We start from the raw sequence: 16,238 nt of genomic DNA, 5'->3' as shown, positions 1-16,238 counted from the left end.
CGGCAAGGCGCGGTTTCGTTCGGATACCGGTGTTGTATCTGGACGAAACCGCAACGCCGCCGGTCGTCGTCCGGGCCCGCCGTAGGCCGGCCAGTTCTGATGAAGCAGGCGCTAACCGTCGCGCGGGGATCAGACCCGCGCGGTGTCCCGGCGGAACAGTCGGGCCGCACCGACACCGAAGACCAGCGCCCAGCCGACGAGGTTGACCACCGCCGCGACGCTCACCCCGTCACCGGTCAGCGGGGCGCGGGCCAGCACCCCCATGCCGTACACCGGGGTGAACTTCGCGACCTGCTGGAGCACCTCCGGCAGCACCTCGACCGGGACGAACAGCCCGCCGAACATGGCGAGCACGGCCAGGATCGGGCCGATGAACTGCATGACGTTCTCGGCCGGCACCAGGTAGCCGATGAACAGGCCGAACGCGGCGAAGACCAGCGAGCCGACCCAGGCGGCGAGCCCGGACAACAGCCAGACGTACAGGGGGATGCGCACACCGGCCGCGGCGCCCACCAGAAACTCGACGACGACGGCGAGCAGGCCGAGGGTCATGGCGGTGACCAGCTTCGTCGCCACGTACGCGGTCGGGCGCAACGGGGTGAGCCGCAGTTGACGGCTCCAGCCCAGGGCCCGCTCGGTGGCGACCGCCCCGCCCGCGCTCGTGGTGGCCACCATTGCCGCGTACACGGCCAGGCTGATCATGACGTACGCCGTGACCGGGCGGCCGTTGTCCAGCGACTGCCCGCCCTGCGGCAGACCGAAGATGAGGAAGAAGACGCCCGGCATGATCAGGGTGAAGGCGAGGGTGCGGCGGTTGCGCAGCACCCGGCGCAGCTCGATGCGCAGGACGCCCGGGGCGAAGCCGCCCAGGGCGGGCAGCCGACGGTCCGGCTCGACGACACGGGTGGGGGTGGGGGTGAGTGTGGTCATCTCAGGCTCCGGGGTGCGCGGTGGTCAGGGCGAGGAAGGCGTCCTCGAGGTTGCGGGAGGTGATCTCCACGTCCCGCGCGTCGGTCCGGGTGAGCAGGTGTCGGGCGATCGCGTCCGAGTCGCCGGTACGCACCAGCACGCTGTCCCCGCGTACCTCCACGGCGTCCACGCCGGGCAGCGCGGCAAGCGCGGCCTGGTCGGCACCGGGCAGGGTGGCCCGGACAGTGCGGCCGGCGGCCAGGTTCTTGATCTCCGCGGTGGTGCCGTCGGCCACGATGCGCCCCTGTCGGACAAGCACGATCCGATCGGCGTACGCGTCGGCCTCGTCCAGGTAGTGGGTGGCGAAGATGACGGTCCGGCCGGCCCGCGCGTCGCGGCGCAGGGCCTGCCAGAAATCCCGCCGACCCTCGACGTCCATGCCTGTGGTCGGCTCGTCGAGCACCATCAGATCCGGGTCGGGCAACAGGGCCAGCGCGAAGCGCAGCCGCTGCTGCTGGCCGCCGGAGCACCGCCCGACGACCCGACCGGCGATGTCGGCGATACCGGCGCGCTCCAGCACCTCGGCCGTCGGGCGGGTGTGCCGGTAGAAGTGGGCGCACATCTCGACCGTCTCGCCGACGGTGAGGTCCTTGAGCAGCCCGCCGGTCTGGAGCACGGCGGCGACCCGACCTCGGGCCACCGCGTCGTCCGGGGCGCCGCCGAGGATCCGGACGCTGCCCTCGTCCGGGCGGGCCAGACCGAGCAGCATGTCGATGGTGGTGGTCTTGCCCGCCCCGTTGGGGCCGAGGAACGCCACCACCTCGCCGGGCTGCACCCGCAGGCTCAGCCCGTCGACCGCGGTGACCGCGCCGAAGGTCTTGGTGAGGCCGTTCAACTCGACGGCCGGATGCGTACTGGTCATGGCACTCATGCTCCGGCGACGCGGACCTCGCCACCCGGAGCGGTCGTCACGTTCCGACCATGACATTTGTCAGGGGCCATCGACGGGTGACGACGGCGGGGGCGGGGCGGGCCGCCGTCGACGGTCCATCGCCGGCGGGGAGGAATTCCCGGCGCGGCAGCGGGTAACCGCCGGGCCGGACGCCGCGACACCGGGAGGACGCGATGGGTGCCACGCCGCAGGGCCAGGTCGACACGGTCGTGCTGATCCACGGACTCTGGATGACCCCACGAAGCTGGCAGCGGTGGGTGGAGCGGTACACCGAGCGCGGCATGCACGTCATCGCCCCGGCCTGGCCCGGGATGGACCGATCCGTGGAACAGTTGCGCGACGATCCCACACCCATCGCCGACCAGAGCATGGCCACGATCGTCGCGCACTACGACAGGATCATCCGGGCGCTCCCGCGACCACCGATCATCATGGGCCACTCCTTCGGCGGCCTGTTCGCCCAGGTCCTCGCCGACCGGGGTCTCGGTGCGGCAGTGGTCGGGGTGCACCCCGCGGCGGTGAAGGGGGTGCTGAAGGTGCCGCTGAGCCAGTTGCGCTCCGGCTTCCCGATCCTGCGCAGCCCCACCAACCGGAGCAAGGCCGTCCCGTTCACCGCCGACGACTTCGCCTACACCTTCGGCAACACCATGAGCCGCGAGGACTCCGACCGGGCCTGGCTGCGCTACGCCGTCCCGGGTGCGGGCCGGGTGTTCTTCGAGGGCGCCTTCGCCAACGTCGACCCGCGCTCGCCGGCCCGGGTCGACACCACACGCGACGACCGCGCGCCCCTGCTGCTGCTGGCCGGCGGAGCGGACCACGTGGTGCCGGCATCGGTGGTCCGGGCCAACGCGGCGCTCTACCAGAAGTCCCGGGCGCTCACCGCCTACCAGGAGTTTCCCGACCGATCACACTTCACCGTCGGCGCGGACGGCTGGGAGGAGGTCGCCGACTACGCGCTGGACTGGGCGCTGCGCGCGGCGGCACTGCCCCGGGAGGCGACAATCGCCAGCGAGAGCCCCCGCCGCTGAGGCGTAGCGATCATCAGCCCCAGCCCAGCGAGATGTCGAGGATCTCCAGATCGGGCGGTGCCGCTGGGGCCACCCGCTTGGGGTCACGGGTGACCAGGCAGCAGCGGTAGAGGACAGCGGTCGCCACGGCGTGGGCGACGTCCAGCGGCACATCGAACCGCGCGGCGATCCCGGCCACCCGCCGACTGGTCGGCGCGTCGTAGACCGCGACGTTGATGTCCCGCTCCTCACTGAGCAGCAGGTCGAGCAGGTGGACCGCTGGTGTGCCAGCCACCTCCAACTGAGCCTGGCCCAGGCAGAGCGCGGGAATCCAGACCACCTGCTCCGGGTCCTCCTCGGCGAGGGTCAGGATCGCCCCCGGCTCGATGCTCGTGCCGGAGGCATAGGCGAGGAGGGCCGACGTGTCCAGGACAAGGCCGTTCACGCCGCAGCCGAACCGTCCTGGTCGAACTGGCGCAGCCACTCGGCGTTGCGGGCGTGCTGCTCGTCGGTGATCGGCGCTCGTGCGGCAAGGTGCGACCTGGTCCGCTCGATGTCCTCGTCGGTCACCACGTAGCCAAGTTGTGCCCACCGGGCGCGAAGGCCGTCGGCGCGCATCTTCCGGCGCAGGATCCCGGTGATGAAGCCCGACGTATTGCCCTGCGTACGCTCCACGTACGCGGCCACGTCATCGGGCAGGCTGATGGTGATGCGGCGAGTCATACTCTGACCCTACTCGTTGCATACTCAGGCAGGGACGACGACAGCGTCGCGTGTCGTTCCCGAACTTCGGACGCGCGGCTCAGTCGGGCCGGACATGGGCGGGCGCGCCCGGGGTATCTCGGAGGGATGAGGGCCAGTTTCCGACTCGGTCGGATCGCGGGAGTGCCGGTCGGCGTCAACTGGAGCGTTCTGGTCATCTTCGCGTTGATCGCGTGGGGTCTGGCGGCCAACCAGTTCCCCCGCTCGTACCCGGACCGCTCGTCCGTGGCGTACATCCTCGCCGGTCTGGCCGCGGCGGTGGTCTTCTTCGTCGGCCTGCTCGCCCACGAGGTGTCGCACGCGGTGGTGGCCAAGCGCAACGGGCTCACTGTCGACGGCATCACGCTGTGGCTCTTCGGCGGCGTGGCCGAGTTGCGGGGCGAGCCGCGCGACCCGGGCGCGGAGCTGCGGATCGCCGGCGTCGGCCCCCTGGTCAGCCTGGTGCTCGGGGCGTTCTTCGGCGCGATCGCCGCGCTGCTCGCGCTGGCCGGGCAGGACGGGCTGCTCTTCGGGGCGGTGGCGTGGCTGGCCGGCATCAACGTGCTGTTGGCCATCTTCAACGTGCTGCCGGCCGCACCCCTGGACGGCGGTCGACTGCTGCGCGCCGCGGTGTGGAAGGCCACCGGCGACCGGACCAGGGCGTCGGTGGTCGCGGCGCGGGCGGGCTGGGTGCTGGGCGTCCTGCTGATCGGCCTGGGGCTGTGGCAGTTCCTGTCCGGGGTCGGCTTCGGTGGGCTCTGGCTGGCCCTGATCGGCTGGTTCCTGATCGGTGCCGCCGGGACCGAGGAGCGGCAGGCCCGCACCGGCAGCGCGCTGCGCGGGGTCCGGGTGGGCGACGTCATGACGCCGCAGCCGCAGACCGTCGCGGCGGAGATGACGGTCGCCGACTTCGTCGACCACTACCTGTTCGCCTACCGGCATTCGGCGCTGCCACTCACCGAGGAGGGCCGGCCGACCGGCCTGGTCACCGTCGACCGGGTACGCGGCGTGCCCGCCGAGCGGCGAGCGTCGACCACCCTGGCCGAGGTGGCCTGCCGGGCCGACCAGTTGGTCCTCGCCCAGCCGGGTGAACAGCTCAACGACCTACTCCCCCGGCTCAGCGAGTGCGCCGACGGCCGAGCCCTGGTCGTCACCAACGGTCAGTTGGTAGGCATCGTCAGTCCCAGCGACATCAGCCGAGCGGTCCAACGCAGCACCCTCCGCACCCCGCCAACAACCCCCACCCAACCTCGTTGATCATGAGGTTATCGTCACGACACGCCGGGCCGGGTGGCAATAACCTCATGATCAACAGCCGTCCCGGGGGGCGGGGAGCGGGGCGGGCGGCGGGGCCGGGCGCGGCGGCGGGGTTCAGCGGGGGAAGTGGTGGTCTAGTGGGGCGGTGCGGAACTTGCCGGTCGGGTCCAGGCGGGGCAGCAGGGCGGCGAAGTCGGCGTGGCGCGGGTAGCGGTCGGCCAGCTCGGCCGGGTCGGTGACGAAGACCTTGCCCCAGTGCGGGCGCGGCGCGAACGGCGCCAGGCGTGCCTCCACCGCCGCCACCACCGGCAGTACGGCCGCGGTGTCGTCGATCCAGGTGAAGTGCACGACGAAGCTGTCCCGCCGGTAGTTCGGGCTGAGCCACAGCTCGTCCGCGGCCACCGTCCGCAGTTCGCACACCAGCAGCACCGGTGCGATCAGGTGCGCCACCTCGTCCAGCGCGGCGAGCACGTCGGCTGCCGCCGCCCGCGGCACGTGGTATTCGGACTGCAACTCCTCGCCGCCGCTCGGGGTGAAGCCGAGCTTGAAGTGCGGCAGCCGCTCGTGCCACGGGCCCGGCTCGCCGAGCTGCGGGGTGCAGTTCTCCGGCGGCATCCCGAGCACCGGGTGCCGTGGCTGGTCGGCGGCGGTGGTGCCGAGCCAGTCCGCCGACGGCGGCGGCTGGTCGACCGCCTGCTTGCGCCACACCTCACGCAGCCGGGGCGTACGCCAGTCGGTGAAGACACTCACGCTGTACGCCGAGCCGAGCGCCTCGTCCAACGCCTCCCGGTCGAGGTCGAGCGACACGTACTGGCGCAGCTCGAAGGCCGGCACGACGTCCAGGGTGACCCGGGTGACCAGGCCGAGTGCGCCGAGGCCGACCACCATGCCGGCGAACGTGTCGGCGTCGGTCTCGCGGTCGACCCGCAGCAGGTCGCCGGCCGCGGTGACCAACTCCAGACCGGCGACCGCGGTGGCGAGGTTGCCGTGCGCCTGACCGGAACCGTGGGTGGCGGTGGCCACCGCGCCGGCCACCGAGATGTGCGGCAGCGAGGCGAGGTTGGCCAGCGCGTACCCCTGGGTGTGCAGGTGTCGGGCGAGGTCGCCGTAGCGCATCGCCCCGCTCACCGTGACCTGCCCGCGCTCGCGGTCCACCTCGACCATCGGGGGCAGCCCGGCGAGGGTGACCAGGTCTCCGTCGGTGTCGCCGAGGCGGTTGAAGGAGTGCCCGCTGCCCACCGCCCGGATCCGGGTGCTGCCGGCGACCAGTCGGCGCAGGTCGTCGGTGGAGGTCGGTCGGTGGAACGCCCGAGCGGCGTACCGCACGTTGCCGGCCCAGTTGCGGCGCGGGACGTCGGCCGCGGTCGTCGGAGTGTCGTGCTGTCCGTGCGCGATCATGTAGCGGTCTCCCGATCGGTGGACGGGTGGTCGGCCAACGCGGCGACGAGGGCGTCCAGAACCGTATCCGTCTGGAACGTGTTGTAGCCACGTTGGGCGATCGGCAGACCTGCCGCGCTGGCACGTTCGATCTCACCCCGAGCCGCCTGCCGGGTCGACGCGTCCTCGGACAGCAGGGCGTCCTGGCCGCGTCGGATCAACCTGTCGACCCGGTCCATCTGGTAGCCACGCAGGCCTACTGGCAGGTCCGGGTCGGCGAAGGCGGCTCGGCGCAGCGCCAGCAGGTCGACGAAACGGTCACCGGCGTACGTCGTGAGCGCGGCGGACACCTGATCGGGCTGTTCGCGGACCTGGTCGAGGACGAGCAACTCGATGGCGGGGCGGCCGTCGAGCGGGTGACGGGCGGTCACCGGCTCCAGCGACACCCCCGGCACGGGCACCAGCAGCAGTCGCGGCGGTCGCCGGTAGCCGTCGCGGCGGGACGGCTCGTCGAGGACCAACGCGTCGACGTCGGCCCACCGGATGTCGCGACGCAGGCCGGGCCGTCGGATGGTGAGCCCTTCGGCGCCGATCCCGAACCGGAACGGTCGCAGCGCGCTGACCAGCGCCACCACGCCGAGCGCGACGGCACCCCCGGCGATGATCATCCGTAGCGGCGCGCCGTGGCTGGGATAGACCAACAGGAGCATTCCACCGAGTACGCACACCAGAGCGAGCGCACGGGCCCCCCGATTCCGGCGCAATTCCACGCTCGGACCCCCGTTCATGACCGTCGCGTCGGTTCCAGCATCTTCCGCCAAACCGCCCACCGGGGACACCGGTCGATCGGGCACGGTTGTTCTCGTCATCGCCGGGGAACCCTACGCCCATGAGCAGCTACCGTGATCCGGCCCCACGGGGCGACGTGTTCCCCTCCGAGGAGGAACTGGACCCGACCGGCAGCGGCGTCGAGCAGGCAGGCGCGCCGTCGGCAGGCGGGTTGCCCAGCCATCCGGCGCCCACTCCCGGTCCCCGACCCACCCCGTCGCCCGCGCCGGCCCCGACGCCGGTGCCGGCACCCGGCCCGGCACCGCGCGCTCCCGGCACCGGGCCACAGTCGATCGTGACCCGGCACCTGGACGGCTCGGTGGAGGTGGTCACCGACCTCGACGGCGACGGCGTCGCCGACGTCGTCCAGATCGACGTCGACGGCGACGGGATACCCGACATCACCTATGTGGACAGTGACCGGGACGGGCGGCTGGACACCGTGCTGGGAGACCCGCACGCGTCCGGGTCGGGCGTGGGCGCCCACCGCCGCGCCTGACCACCTGCAGCACCCCACGGCGGCCCGTTGGCTCAGAGCTTCGCCATGACCTCGTTGGCGACGAGTTCGAGGTGCGCCAGGTCGCCGAGGTCCAGCACCTGGAGGTAGAGCCGCTCGCTGCCGATCTCCGCGTACCGGCCGATGGTGTCCACGACCTCGCTGGGCGTCCCGGCCAGGCCGTTGGCCCGCAGCTCGTCCGGATCGCGGCCGATCGCGGCGGCCCGACGCGCCACCTCGGCGTCGTCGCGCCCGCAGCAGAGCACCAGAGCGTTGGACCAGACCAGCTCGGCCGGGTCCCGGTCGATCTGCGCGCACGCGGCGCGGACCCGGTCGAACTGCGCCGCCGTGTCGGGCACCGAGGCGAACGGCAGGTTGAACTCGTCGGCGTAGCGGGCGGCCAGCGCGGGGGTGCGCTTCGGGCCCATCCCGCCGAGCAGGATCGGTGGGCGCGGCTGCTGCACGGGCTTCGGCAGCGCGGGTGAGTCCCGGACCGGGTAGTAGCGACCGGCGTACTCGTACCGCTCCCCCGGCGGCGTGGCCCACAGCCCGGTGATCACCGCGAGCTGCTCCTCCAACCTGTCGAACCGCTCGCCCAGCGGCGGGAACGGAATGCCGTACGCGCTGTGCTCCTCGGCGTACCAGCCGGTGCCGATACCCAACTCCACCCGACCGCCGCTCATCTGGTCGACCTGCGCCACGGTGATCGCCAGCGGGCCGGGCAGCCGGAAGGTGGCCGCGGTCATCAACGTACCGAGCCGGATCCGACTGGTGTCTCGGGCCAGACCGGCAAGCGTGGTCCACGCGTCGGTGGGGCCGGGCATCCCCGTCCCGTCACCCATCCTGAGGTAGTGGTCGGACCGGAAGAACGCGCCGTAGCCGGCGTCCTCCGCGCAGCGGGCGACAGCGAGCAACTGGTCGTAGGTGGCGCCCTGCTGAGGTTCGGTGAAGATCCGCAGTTCCATGATCCGAGCATAGGGTTTCCCGGTGGGACCCGGTCGGTGGTCGCACCGACCGGGCCACCGGTCGTGGACTCAGGCGTACGGCGGGGTGGAGTAGGCCGAGCGCAGCGCGGCCAGCCCGGTCTCCTTCGGCGTCAGCGTCCCCCAACCGGAGTTGAAGTAGTTCGTCTGGGCGAACAGCGGTCCGCGCTCGGCGTTGAGCTGGGCGATGGCCGCCGGCACGGTGGCGATCCAGGCGGCCTGGTTGGGTATCTCGGCCACCCGCACCCCCCACTCGGCGACGAGCACCGGACGGGACAGCGCCACCGGGCCGAGGTCGGCCACCGCCCAGTCCTTGGTACGGCGGAACCGGGCCAGCGCGGTGTGGCTGGCGTTGGTGCCGTAGACGTTCCACTGCAGGAAGTCCAGCCGGGTCATCAGCGACTCCGGGTGGATGCGCTGGAAGCAGGCCCGGTCGAAGCCGCCGATCCCGACCGAGAAGGTCGTGCCGCCGGGCAGTGTCCGCGTCTTGAACCAGGTGAGCATGTAGTTGAGCGCCTGCAGCGCGCGGGCATCGGACTGCGCCCAGGTGTACCCGACACCGCTTTCGGTGGTGCCGAACTCGTGGTCGGTGTCCAGTTCGGACGCGAGTTGGATGTTCACGCCGAAGCCGAGCGTCCGGTACTGCGACAGAGCGCGGGCGAACAACCCGTCGCACTGACCGCTGACGACCTGGCTGTACCCGTACGCCTTCGGCCAGGTGGTGCCGGGGCGCTGCTGGATCGTCATCGACGGCGCGGGCACCGTGTAGGTGGTGCCGTCCACGGTGAAGGTCTGCGGGCCGGTGTCCGGGGCGCCGTAGTGCTTCAGCTCCAGGACCATGTTCATCTGGATCCCCGCCCGGCCCAGGGTGATCAGCCAGGGCCGGTTGTAGCCGGGGAAGATGTAGCCGTCGGCGAAGCTGCGGTACTGGGTCAGCGAGCGGAAGTTGCCGCCGGCCATGTCGGCGGTGGGGTCGGCACCTCCGGAAAGGTAGTAGCCGCCGAGTATCGGCTGGCCACCCACTGTGTAGTCGGCGCTGGCCGTCGCGGTGTTACCGGCGGCGTCGCGCACCTGAACGGTGACGCGGGGCATCACGCCACCGCCCGGTAGACGGCGACCGAGCCGTTGTCGGAGACCTGGGTCCAGGTACGCCCGGAGTTGTCGGTGACGGTCAGGGTGAGCGGGTCGATGACCGCGGTGACCTTGACGGGCGCGCTGCTGTTGCCCTGCGCGTCGGTGACCACGATGGTGACGGTCAACGGCTTGGTGTCGGCGTCGGAGTAGGTGACGGTCAGCAGCATCTGGGCGCCGGGCGGGAAGGCCGACGCGTTCAGGCTTGCGGTTACGGTGGGAGCGGCCATGGAGGTGCCTCTCTGAGCTAGACCGCCGGGTCCGGGCGCGCTGGGCGACGCCGGACCGACGGGACGCACACAGGTGCGAGAGGGAAGGCGGAACACCGGCCAAGCGACGCGGCCATGCGGCGGCGTCGGCGGTGATGACGTCCTTGTCCCGGTGAGGACGAACCCGCTGTGGCGCCCCCAGCGGAGTCGGCACCTGCCCCAACAGTGCTCCGCCGAAGGCCCTACCGTCTTGTCCGGTGCACGACACAGACCCCCACTGACCTGCGGAAACGTGAGTCGTGGTTGCTATTGCGCCGCGACACCCCGCACGGCCCAGGCTCGCGCGCCGAGGTGGATCGAGCCGTCCGGTTCGACCGGAAGACGGGCCAGCAGCGCCTGCCGCAGCGCCTCCCGGGCCGGTCCGGTAAACGTCCTGACGTACGCCGGCGCCGTGCCCTGTCCACCGAGGAACGGCATCCAGTAGTCGGCGAAGTCGGCGAACACCGTCGGCACGTCGACCGGCCGGACGGACACCTCGCCCAGCCCGGCGTCCTCCCAGAGCGCCCGCAACGCCTCGGGCCGCCACACGCTGCCACGGCTCTCCTCGTCGAGCGTCGCCGCAGCCGGATCGAGCTGCGCGGCGGCGGCCCAGAAGTGCCGCATCATCGCCATGCCGTCGGCGTAGTCCCAGATGTAGGCGGCTACCGTCCCCGCCGGCCGGACCACCCGGGCGAACTCCGCCACCGCCCGCGCCGGCTCCGGCACGAAGTTGAGCGTCAAGCCGCTCACCACCACGTCCGCGGTGCGGTCACCCACCGGCAGCGCGCGGGCGTCGCCCACCTGGAAGGTGGCCCGCGCGTCGGCGACCCGGGTCCGCGCGGTCGCGACGAAACCCGCCGAGGGGTCGACGCCGGTGACCCGAGCGGGTGCGGCGTCGGCGAGGATCGTCGAGGTCAGCACGCCGGTGCCGCTGCCCACATCAAGCCACTGCCGCCCGGCCACCACGTCCAGCCCGCGCAGGAACTCCGCCGCGACGAGGCGACTCCACCGACCGACGTACGCCTCGTACGCGTCACCGTCCGCCCACACCGGGTGCGTCATCCCGGAACGATACGACGAGCGCTGCCGGTCGGCGGCGAGTTTCAGTCGAGGTGGTCGGTGGGCGCCGTCTGGAGCAGCCACGCCAACGGCATCCGGGCCCGCTCCTCGTAGCCGCCGTCCCCGCCCAGCCGATGCAGGGTGACCGTCTGCGCGCCGTCCCGGTCCACCACCCAGTACCGCGGGATCCGCGCCGACGCGTACTCGCGGTTCAGCGACGTCGGCGTGCCGCGTCGAGCAGGGCGGGCGGGGTGTCGGACTTCTCGTGTGCGGCGAGGTCGACGCCGGGCGCCACGATCGCGTCGATCGCGTCGAGCACGTCGGCCGAGAGCACGGTGTCCGCGGCGGCGAGCTGGGTGTGCAGGTGGTCCATGGTGCGGGGGCCGATGATCGCGCTGGTCACGGCGGGGTGCGCGGTGACGAATCCCAGCGCGAGCTGGATCATGGTGAGGCCGGCCTGGTCGGCCACCGTGGCCAGCTTCTCGACGGCGTCGAGCTTGGCCCGGTTGGCCGGAATGGTGGTGTCGAAGCGCTGCGGCATGAAGGCCGATCGGTTGGTGGTGACCTCCCGGCCCTCGCGGATCGCGCCGGACAGCCAGCCCGAGGCGAGCGGGCTCCACGCGAGCACGCCGAGCCCGTACTGCTCGGTCACCGGCAGGACGTGGGTCTCGACCCCGCGTTGCAGGATGGAGTAGCTGGGCTGCTCGGTGACGTAACGGCTCAGGTGGTTCTCCCGGGCGGCCCACTCGGCCTGCACGATGCGGTACGCGGGAAACGTCGACGACCCGAAGTAGCGGATCTTGCCGGCCCGCTGCAGGTCGGTCAGTGTCGACAGGGTCTCCTCGTCACTCGTGCTCGGGTCCCACCTGTGGATCTGGTAGAGATCGACATGGTCGACGCCGAGGCGGCGCAGGCTGTTGTCCAACGCGGTGACCAGCCAGCGGCGGGAGCCGCCCCGACGGTTGCGCTCGTCGCCCATCGGCAGGCCCGCCTTGGTCGCCAGCACGATGTCGTCCCGGCGACCGGCGATGGCCCTGCCGACCATCTCCTCGGATTCGCCCTGGCCGTACACGTCGGCGGTGTCGATGAGGTTGACTCCCCCGTCCAGGGCGACGTCGACAATCGCGGTGACCTCTTCCTGGGTGGTTCCTCCCAGCTTGCCGAAGTTCATGGCGCCCAGCACAAGAGTGCTGACCTGGACGCCGGTGTGACCCAGAGTGCGGTATCGCATGACCGTTCCCTTCCTGCGACGACAACGTGGCTTGGCTCCGGCCCCGCCGCTCTGTCATGCTGAGCAAACGGAACCATGTTCCGCTAACAAAGATACGGAACATGGTTCCGTTTGCCAAGTCGAGTGGTGGAGGTAACGGCGCGGTGGCCGACGACGACAGCGGGGAAGGACAACCCACCCCCCGGAAGCGGGCCGACGCCCGGCGCAACGAGGCGACCCTGCTGGACGCCGCCGCCGCGGCCTTCGTCAGCTCCGGCGTGGACGCGCCCGTGCGGGACATCGCCACCAGGGCCGGCGTCGGTGTCGGGACGATCTACCGCCACTTCCCGACGCGCGCCGACCTCATCGTCGCCGTCTACCGACACCAGGTCGAGGCGTGCGCCCAGGCCGGCCCGGCCCTGCTGGCCACCAGCGGCAGCCCGTACGCCGCCCTGGCGCAGTGGATCGACCTCTTCGTCGACTTCCTGGTCACGAAGCACGGCCTCGCCGAGGCGCTGCAGTCCGACAACGCGGCCTTCGAGTCCCTGCACGCCTACTTCATCGACCGGCTCGTCCCCGTGTGCGCCCACCTGCTCGACGCCGCCGCCACGGCGGCCGACATCCGCCCCGACGTGAACGCCTTCGAGTTGCTGCGTGGTGTCGGCAATCTCTGCATCGGCGCGGCCGACCCCCGCTACGACGCGCGCCGGATGGTCGGTTTCCTCGTCGCCGGGCTGCGCCTCCCGTAGGGCCCGGCGATAGCGTGGTGATCATGGTGGAGTGGGAACTACGGCCGGCCTCGGTGGCGGACGTCGACGCCGTGGCCGAGCTGCGGGCCGTGGTGCTGCGGGCGGATCTGGAGCGGCTCGGGCGGTACGACGACACGCGCGTGCGGCAGCGCCTGCGGGACGGCTTCGCTCCGGCGTACACCTGGGTTGTCGAGGTGGGTGGCGCGTTCGCCGGCTGCGTGGCGCTGCGCCCGGCGGACGACGCCCACTGGCTGGAGCACTTCTACCTGTCCCCGCACCTGCAGGGCAGCGGCATCGGCACGGCCGTGCTGCGCGAGCTGCTGCACCGGTGCGACAGCGACGGCATCCTGGTCCGGCTGAACGTGTTGCGGGGCAGTCCGGCAAGGCGGCTGTACGAGCGGCACGGATTCACGCTCGTGGCCGAGGATCCGGTGGACGTGTTCATGGTGCGCGCACCGCTGCCGCTGTCAACGTATCGTTGACAGGTGACGTCGGAGCTGGCGCAGTTGGCGGAGGTCCAGGTCGCCCGTGCCCGCCTGGACGAGCGGGAGCTGGACCTGATCGACCGGGCGCGGCACGACGGCGCGACGTGGGCGCAGGTGGCGCGGGCGTTGGGTCTCGGCAGCCGGCAGGCCGCCGAGCAGCGCCGGCAGCGCCTGGTGGCGGCCCGCAGGTCCCGGCAGCAGCACCGCGACCTGCGCTACCCGGCACAGATCGCCGCGCTGCGGGCCGCCGTTGCTGATCTCGATCGATGGATCGCCGCGGACCGACTGTGGAACACACGCTTCCGTCGAGCGGCGCTCGTACGCAGCACCGTGGACGCCGCCCTGGACGCCACCCCGGGGTCGCTGTACGCGCTGGCCCAGCCCCTCGTCGCCGACCTCGCCGAAGCGGGCGACCGGCTGCCGGCACCCGCCCGAGCCGCCACGGCGAAGATCGACGCCGCGTTGTCAATGCCACGTTGACGCAGGCCGTCACCCTTGCGCGGACGCGCCTCAAGGCCAAAGGATGAGTCGTCCCGACTCAACCTGGAGGGCTCGTGCGGCGCAACGCTGGACTGTTCGTGGCGATCTCCCTGCTGTCCGGCTTCGGCAGCAGCGCCATGTCCCTGGTGGCCGGCATCTGGACCCTGGACCTGACCGGCTCCACCGGCCTCGCGGCCCTCACCGGGCTGTGTGTGTACGCCCCGGTGCTCGCCGGCCCGTGGCTGGGCGGCCTGCTCGACACCGCACCCCGACGACCGCTCGTCATCGCGGTCAACCTCGTGTTGGCCGCCGCCCTGCTGGCCCTCTTCGCGGTGCGCGGGCCCGGCCAGACGTGGCTCATCTTCGCCGTCTCATCGGTCTACGGCGTCAGCTACGTGCTCATCGACGCGGGGGAGACGGCGCTGCTGCCGTCCGCGCTGTCCCCCACCCAACTCGGCGACGTCAACGGGTGGCGCTCAAGCGCACAGGAGGGCATGAAGCTCGTCGCTCCCCTGGCCGGAGCGGGCCTCTACGCCTGGCACGGTGGCCACGCGGTCGTCGTCCTCAGCGCGGCCATGCCGGTCCTGGTCGCCATCCTGTACGCGATGGTGCGCCTCAACCGGACGCCACAGGTCCCGCCGCCGCAGCGACGCCCCGACCTGCGTACCGGTTTGTCGGTCCTGTTCGGACAGCGGGCCACGGGTGTGCCGGTCGTGCTCGCCGCCGTGTCGATCGCCATGTCCGGCTTCACGACCGCGGCGATCTACACGATCGTGACCACCGAACTCCGCCTCCCGACGACGTTCCTGGGCGTGCTGACCGGCGCCCAGGGCGCCGGTTCCATCATCGGCGGCCTGCTCGTCGGCAGACTCCTGGCCGGCCGGGGTCCGGGTGCTGTCGGCGTCGCCGGGACCGTGCTGTTCGCTGTCGGTTGCCTGGCGCGTGGCGTGCCCTGGTGGCCGGTCACGGTCGCCGGGGCGGTGGTCGCCGGTGTCGGCCTGCCCTGGACCCTGGTCGCCGCGGTGACGGCCGTGCAGACGCACACACCGTCGGCGCTGCTGGGCCGCGTCTCCGCGACGGCGAACACCGCGATGTTCGGCCCACTGGTGCTGGCCATCCCCCTCGGCTCGGCGGCCGTCCACCTCGGCGGTCGCCCACCGCTCGTCGCCGCCGTCGTGATCTGTCTGACGGCGGTGGCCGCCACGCTCGCCCGCCGGCCGACGACGTCTCGCCGGGCACCCGCGCGTGATCACCCACGCTGGTCGCGGTTTCCCGCCAGCGAGGTCGACCGGCCCCGCGGGCGTGGTTAACTATCGAGCCATGCCGCTCAGTCCGGACGAGGTCGAGCTCTTCGAACGCGCCAGGGCTCGCCTGGAGGCGATCGCCTATCGGCTGCTGGGCTCGGCGAGTGACGCCGAGGACGCGGTCCAGGACACGTTCCTGCGCTGGCAGGCCGCCGACCGGCAGCGGGTCGAGACGCCCGAGGCGTGGCTGACGAAGGCCCTCACCAACGTGTGCCTCAACCAGCTCACCTCGGCGCGGGCCCGGCGCGAGACCTACGTGGGCACCTGGCTGCCCGAACCGGTGCTGGCCGGGGACCGGATGCTCGGCCCGCTCGACACCGCCGAGCAGCGCGATTCGGTCTCGATGGCGGTGCTCACCCTGTTGGAGCGGCTGTCGGCCAAGGAGCGCGTGGCGTACGTGCTCCGCGAGGCCTTCGGCTACGCACACACGGAGATCGCCGACATCCTCGGCGTCAGCGAGTCGAACTGTCAGCAGATCTACCGGCGGGCCAGGCAACACGTCGCCGGTGACCGCGCCCGCGCCCAGGTCGACGGCGCCACCGCGCGCAGGATCGTCGAGGAGTTCCTCGCTGCGGCCGCCAACGGCGAGACGCAGCGACTGGTCACGCTCCTCACCGACGACGCGACGAGCATCGGCGACGGCGGCGGCAAGATCCCGGCGCGGACCACACCTGTCGTCGGCGGGCTGGCGGTGGCCAGGTTCCTGCGGGGCCTGTTCGCGCCCAGCGACGCCAAGCGGGACATCGTGGGCGGCAGCCCCGCCCTCTACGCCGAGGTCGTCAACGGCGCTCCGGCGCTCGTGGTCGTGCTCGACGAACAGGTCGTCGGGGTCATGTCGCTGAAGGTGACGTCCGACGGCGTCGCGGCCCTGCACATCCAGGTCAACCCCGACAAGCTCGTACGCGCCACCCGCCACTGGTCCACCTCCGCGCACGGGGAACCCCTGCTGCGCGTCTGGTGACCCAGCTCTCAGCCGACTCCTGTCAGGAATCGGGTCGCTGTCCGGTTCAGGAAGCGACCCT

Annotated in this window: 20 protein-coding genes; 8 read left to right on the top strand and 12 right to left on the bottom strand. The window is 71.9% G+C overall.

All coding sequences use genetic code 11. From position 1 onward, the window contains the following. Nucleotides 1-129: 129 nt before the first annotated feature. On the bottom strand, nucleotides 130-930 hold the full coding sequence (locus tag ACPXBU_RS31015) for an ABC transporter permease (protein ID WP_425760927.1): 801 nt from the start codon (nucleotides 928-930) through the stop codon (nucleotides 130-132). A gap of 1 nt (nucleotide 931) precedes the next feature. Continuing rightward, nucleotides 932-1,831 carry an ABC transporter ATP-binding protein gene (locus ACPXBU_RS31010; RefSeq protein WP_393364129.1) on the bottom strand — a complete coding sequence of 300 codons (900 nt, stop codon included), beginning with the start codon at nucleotides 1,829-1,831 and terminating at the stop codon, nucleotides 932-934. A 203-nt stretch (nucleotides 1,832-2,034) separates the two neighbouring features. Between ACPXBU_RS31010 and ACPXBU_RS31005 the strand changes: the two genes are divergently transcribed. Beyond that, the gene (locus tag ACPXBU_RS31005) at nucleotides 2,035-2,889 is read left to right on the top strand and encodes an alpha/beta hydrolase (protein WP_393364132.1); all 855 of its coding nucleotides are present in this window, start codon (nucleotides 2,035-2,037) and stop codon (nucleotides 2,887-2,889) included. 13 nt (nucleotides 2,890-2,902) lie between these two features. Here ACPXBU_RS31005 and ACPXBU_RS31000 read toward each other — a convergent pair whose 3' ends face one another. Both ACPXBU_RS31000 and ACPXBU_RS30995 read right to left on the bottom strand, forming a co-directional pair. Further along, a complete protein-coding gene (locus ACPXBU_RS31000) occupies nucleotides 2,903-3,313 on the bottom strand; it encodes a type II toxin-antitoxin system VapC family toxin (RefSeq protein WP_425760926.1) in 411 nt (136 codons plus the stop codon). Continuing rightward, nucleotides 3,310-3,591, bottom strand: coding sequence for a hypothetical protein (locus tag ACPXBU_RS30995; RefSeq protein WP_393364141.1), 282 nt, complete (start codon nucleotides 3,589-3,591; stop codon nucleotides 3,310-3,312). Before ACPXBU_RS30995 ends, ACPXBU_RS31000 begins: the two co-directional genes overlap by 4 nt. A 126-nt stretch (nucleotides 3,592-3,717) precedes the next feature. On the opposite strand from ACPXBU_RS30995, the gene ACPXBU_RS30990 reads away from it, so the two are divergent. Further along, nucleotides 3,718-4,866: a site-2 protease family protein gene (locus tag ACPXBU_RS30990; RefSeq protein WP_425760925.1), complete on the top strand. Its 1,149-nt coding sequence runs from the start codon at nucleotides 3,718-3,720 to the stop codon at nucleotides 4,864-4,866. 114 nt (nucleotides 4,867-4,980) lie between these two features. Here ACPXBU_RS30990 and ACPXBU_RS30985 read toward each other — a convergent pair whose 3' ends face one another. Further along, nucleotides 4,981-6,264: an FAD-binding protein gene (locus ACPXBU_RS30985; protein WP_425760924.1), complete on the bottom strand. Its 1,284-nt coding sequence runs from the start codon at nucleotides 6,262-6,264 to the stop codon at nucleotides 4,981-4,983. After that, a complete protein-coding gene (locus tag ACPXBU_RS30980) occupies nucleotides 6,261-6,953 on the bottom strand; it encodes a hypothetical protein (protein ID WP_425760923.1) in 693 nt (230 codons plus the stop codon). Before ACPXBU_RS30980 ends, ACPXBU_RS30985 begins: the two co-directional genes overlap by 4 nt. Nucleotides 6,954-7,132: 179 nt before the next feature. On the opposite strand from ACPXBU_RS30980, the gene ACPXBU_RS30975 reads away from it, so the two are divergent. Then, entirely contained in the window at nucleotides 7,133-7,570 is a 438-nt protein-coding gene (locus ACPXBU_RS30975) for a hypothetical protein (RefSeq protein WP_425760922.1), read from the top strand. A 32-nt stretch (nucleotides 7,571-7,602) separates the two neighbouring features. On the opposite strand, the gene ACPXBU_RS30970 is transcribed toward ACPXBU_RS30975, so the two are convergent. The 6 genes from ACPXBU_RS30970 to ACPXBU_RS30945 all read right to left on the bottom strand — a co-directional run bounded on the left by ACPXBU_RS30970 (nucleotide 7,603) and on the right by ACPXBU_RS30945 (nucleotide 12,219). Further along, nucleotides 7,603-8,532: an LLM class F420-dependent oxidoreductase gene (locus tag ACPXBU_RS30970; protein WP_393364154.1), complete on the bottom strand. Its 930-nt coding sequence runs from the start codon at nucleotides 8,530-8,532 to the stop codon at nucleotides 7,603-7,605. 69 nt (nucleotides 8,533-8,601) lie between these two features. Then, a complete protein-coding gene (locus tag ACPXBU_RS30965) occupies nucleotides 8,602-9,642 on the bottom strand; it encodes a hypothetical protein (protein WP_425760921.1) in 1,041 nt (346 codons plus the stop codon). After that, nucleotides 9,642-9,911, bottom strand: a complete 270-nt coding sequence (locus ACPXBU_RS30960; protein WP_425760920.1) for a hypothetical protein — start codon at nucleotides 9,909-9,911, stop codon at nucleotides 9,642-9,644. The genes ACPXBU_RS30965 and ACPXBU_RS30960 overlap by 1 nt, the downstream gene beginning before the upstream one ends. Before the next feature lie 285 nt (nucleotides 9,912-10,196). Beyond that, nucleotides 10,197-10,991: a class I SAM-dependent methyltransferase gene (locus ACPXBU_RS30955; protein ID WP_425760919.1), complete on the bottom strand. Its 795-nt coding sequence runs from the start codon at nucleotides 10,989-10,991 to the stop codon at nucleotides 10,197-10,199. 41 nt (nucleotides 10,992-11,032) lie between these two features. Then, complete coding sequence (locus tag ACPXBU_RS30950) at nucleotides 11,033-11,158, bottom strand: hypothetical protein (RefSeq protein WP_425760918.1); 126 nt, start codon at nucleotides 11,156-11,158, stop codon at nucleotides 11,033-11,035. Between the two features lie 41 nt (nucleotides 11,159-11,199). Then, nucleotides 11,200-12,219 (bottom strand): aldo/keto reductase, encoded by a 1,020-nt coding sequence (locus tag ACPXBU_RS30945; protein WP_425760917.1) that lies wholly within the window; start codon nucleotides 12,217-12,219, stop codon nucleotides 11,200-11,202. Between the two features lie 101 nt (nucleotides 12,220-12,320). On the opposite strand from ACPXBU_RS30945, the gene ACPXBU_RS30940 reads away from it, so the two are divergent. The 5 genes from ACPXBU_RS30940 to ACPXBU_RS30920 all read left to right on the top strand — a co-directional run bounded on the left by ACPXBU_RS30940 (nucleotide 12,321) and on the right by ACPXBU_RS30920 (nucleotide 16,177). Beyond that, the gene (locus tag ACPXBU_RS30940) at nucleotides 12,321-12,947 is read left to right on the top strand and encodes a TetR/AcrR family transcriptional regulator (RefSeq protein WP_425760916.1); all 627 of its coding nucleotides are present in this window, start codon (nucleotides 12,321-12,323) and stop codon (nucleotides 12,945-12,947) included. Between the two features lie 23 nt (nucleotides 12,948-12,970). Further along, nucleotides 12,971-13,429: a GNAT family N-acetyltransferase gene (locus tag ACPXBU_RS30935; RefSeq protein ID WP_425760915.1), complete on the top strand. Its 459-nt coding sequence runs from the start codon at nucleotides 12,971-12,973 to the stop codon at nucleotides 13,427-13,429. Nucleotides 13,430-13,432: 3 nt separating this feature from the next. Beyond that, a complete protein-coding gene (locus tag ACPXBU_RS30930; protein ID WP_425760914.1) occupies nucleotides 13,433-13,912 on the top strand; it encodes a hypothetical protein in 480 nt (159 codons plus the stop codon). A gap of 74 nt (nucleotides 13,913-13,986) precedes the next feature. Then, nucleotides 13,987-15,222 carry an MFS transporter gene (locus tag ACPXBU_RS30925; protein ID WP_425760913.1) on the top strand — a complete coding sequence of 412 codons (1,236 nt, stop codon included), beginning with the start codon at nucleotides 13,987-13,989 and terminating at the stop codon, nucleotides 15,220-15,222. A 10-nt stretch (nucleotides 15,223-15,232) separates the two neighbouring features. Further along, nucleotides 15,233-16,177: an RNA polymerase sigma-70 factor gene (locus ACPXBU_RS30920; RefSeq protein ID WP_425760912.1), complete on the top strand. Its 945-nt coding sequence runs from the start codon at nucleotides 15,233-15,235 to the stop codon at nucleotides 16,175-16,177. Nucleotides 16,178-16,238 lie beyond the last annotated feature (61 nt).

Source organism: Micromonospora sp. DT231, from assembly GCF_049847025.1.
In the GTDB taxonomy this organism is placed as follows: Bacteria; Actinomycetota; Actinomycetes; order Mycobacteriales; family Micromonosporaceae; genus Micromonospora.
The sequence above is the reverse complement of the archived record's forward strand: the minus strand, read 5'-3'. Positions and strand labels throughout refer to the sequence as shown.

What these genes read in the sequence shown, in the direction of transcription:
- ACPXBU_RS31015 (WP_425760927.1), bottom strand. Translation starts at nt 930, where the DNA reads ATGACCACACTCACCCCCACCCCCACCCGTGTCGTCGAGCCGGACCGT.
- ACPXBU_RS31010 (WP_393364129.1), bottom strand. Translation starts at nt 1,831, where the DNA reads ATGACCAGTACGCATCCGGCCGTCGAGTTGAACGGCCTCACCAAGACC.
- ACPXBU_RS31005 (WP_393364132.1), top strand. Translation starts at nt 2,035, where the DNA reads ATGGGTGCCACGCCGCAGGGCCAGGTCGACACGGTCGTGCTGATCCAC.
- ACPXBU_RS30995 (WP_393364141.1), bottom strand. Translation starts at nt 3,591, where the DNA reads ATGACTCGCCGCATCACCATCAGCCTGCCCGATGACGTGGCCGCGTAC.
- ACPXBU_RS30990 (WP_425760925.1), top strand. Translation starts at nt 3,718, where the DNA reads ATGAGGGCCAGTTTCCGACTCGGTCGGATCGCGGGAGTGCCGGTCGGC.
- ACPXBU_RS30985 (WP_425760924.1), bottom strand. Translation starts at nt 6,264, where the DNA reads ATGATCGCGCACGGACAGCACGACACTCCGACGACCGCGGCCGACGTC.
- ACPXBU_RS30980 (WP_425760923.1), bottom strand. Translation starts at nt 6,953, where the DNA reads ATGCTCCTGTTGGTCTATCCCAGCCACGGCGCGCCGCTACGGATGATC.
- ACPXBU_RS30975 (WP_425760922.1), top strand. Translation starts at nt 7,133, where the DNA reads ATGAGCAGCTACCGTGATCCGGCCCCACGGGGCGACGTGTTCCCCTCC.
- ACPXBU_RS30970 (WP_393364154.1), bottom strand. Translation starts at nt 8,532, where the DNA reads ATGGAACTGCGGATCTTCACCGAACCTCAGCAGGGCGCCACCTACGAC.
- ACPXBU_RS30965 (WP_425760921.1), bottom strand. Translation starts at nt 9,642, where the DNA reads ATGCCCCGCGTCACCGTTCAGGTGCGCGACGCCGCCGGTAACACCGCG.
- ACPXBU_RS30960 (WP_425760920.1), bottom strand. Translation starts at nt 9,911, where the DNA reads ATGGCCGCTCCCACCGTAACCGCAAGCCTGAACGCGTCGGCCTTCCCG.
- ACPXBU_RS30955 (WP_425760919.1), bottom strand. Translation starts at nt 10,991, where the DNA reads ATGACGCACCCGGTGTGGGCGGACGGTGACGCGTACGAGGCGTACGTC.
- ACPXBU_RS30945 (WP_425760917.1), bottom strand. Translation starts at nt 12,219, where the DNA reads ATGCGATACCGCACTCTGGGTCACACCGGCGTCCAGGTCAGCACTCTT.
- ACPXBU_RS30940 (WP_425760916.1), top strand. Translation starts at nt 12,321, where the DNA reads ATGGTTCCGTTTGCCAAGTCGAGTGGTGGAGGTAACGGCGCGGTGGCC.
- ACPXBU_RS30935 (WP_425760915.1), top strand. Translation starts at nt 12,971, where the DNA reads ATGGTGGAGTGGGAACTACGGCCGGCCTCGGTGGCGGACGTCGACGCC.
- ACPXBU_RS30920 (WP_425760912.1), top strand. Translation starts at nt 15,233, where the DNA reads ATGCCGCTCAGTCCGGACGAGGTCGAGCTCTTCGAACGCGCCAGGGCT.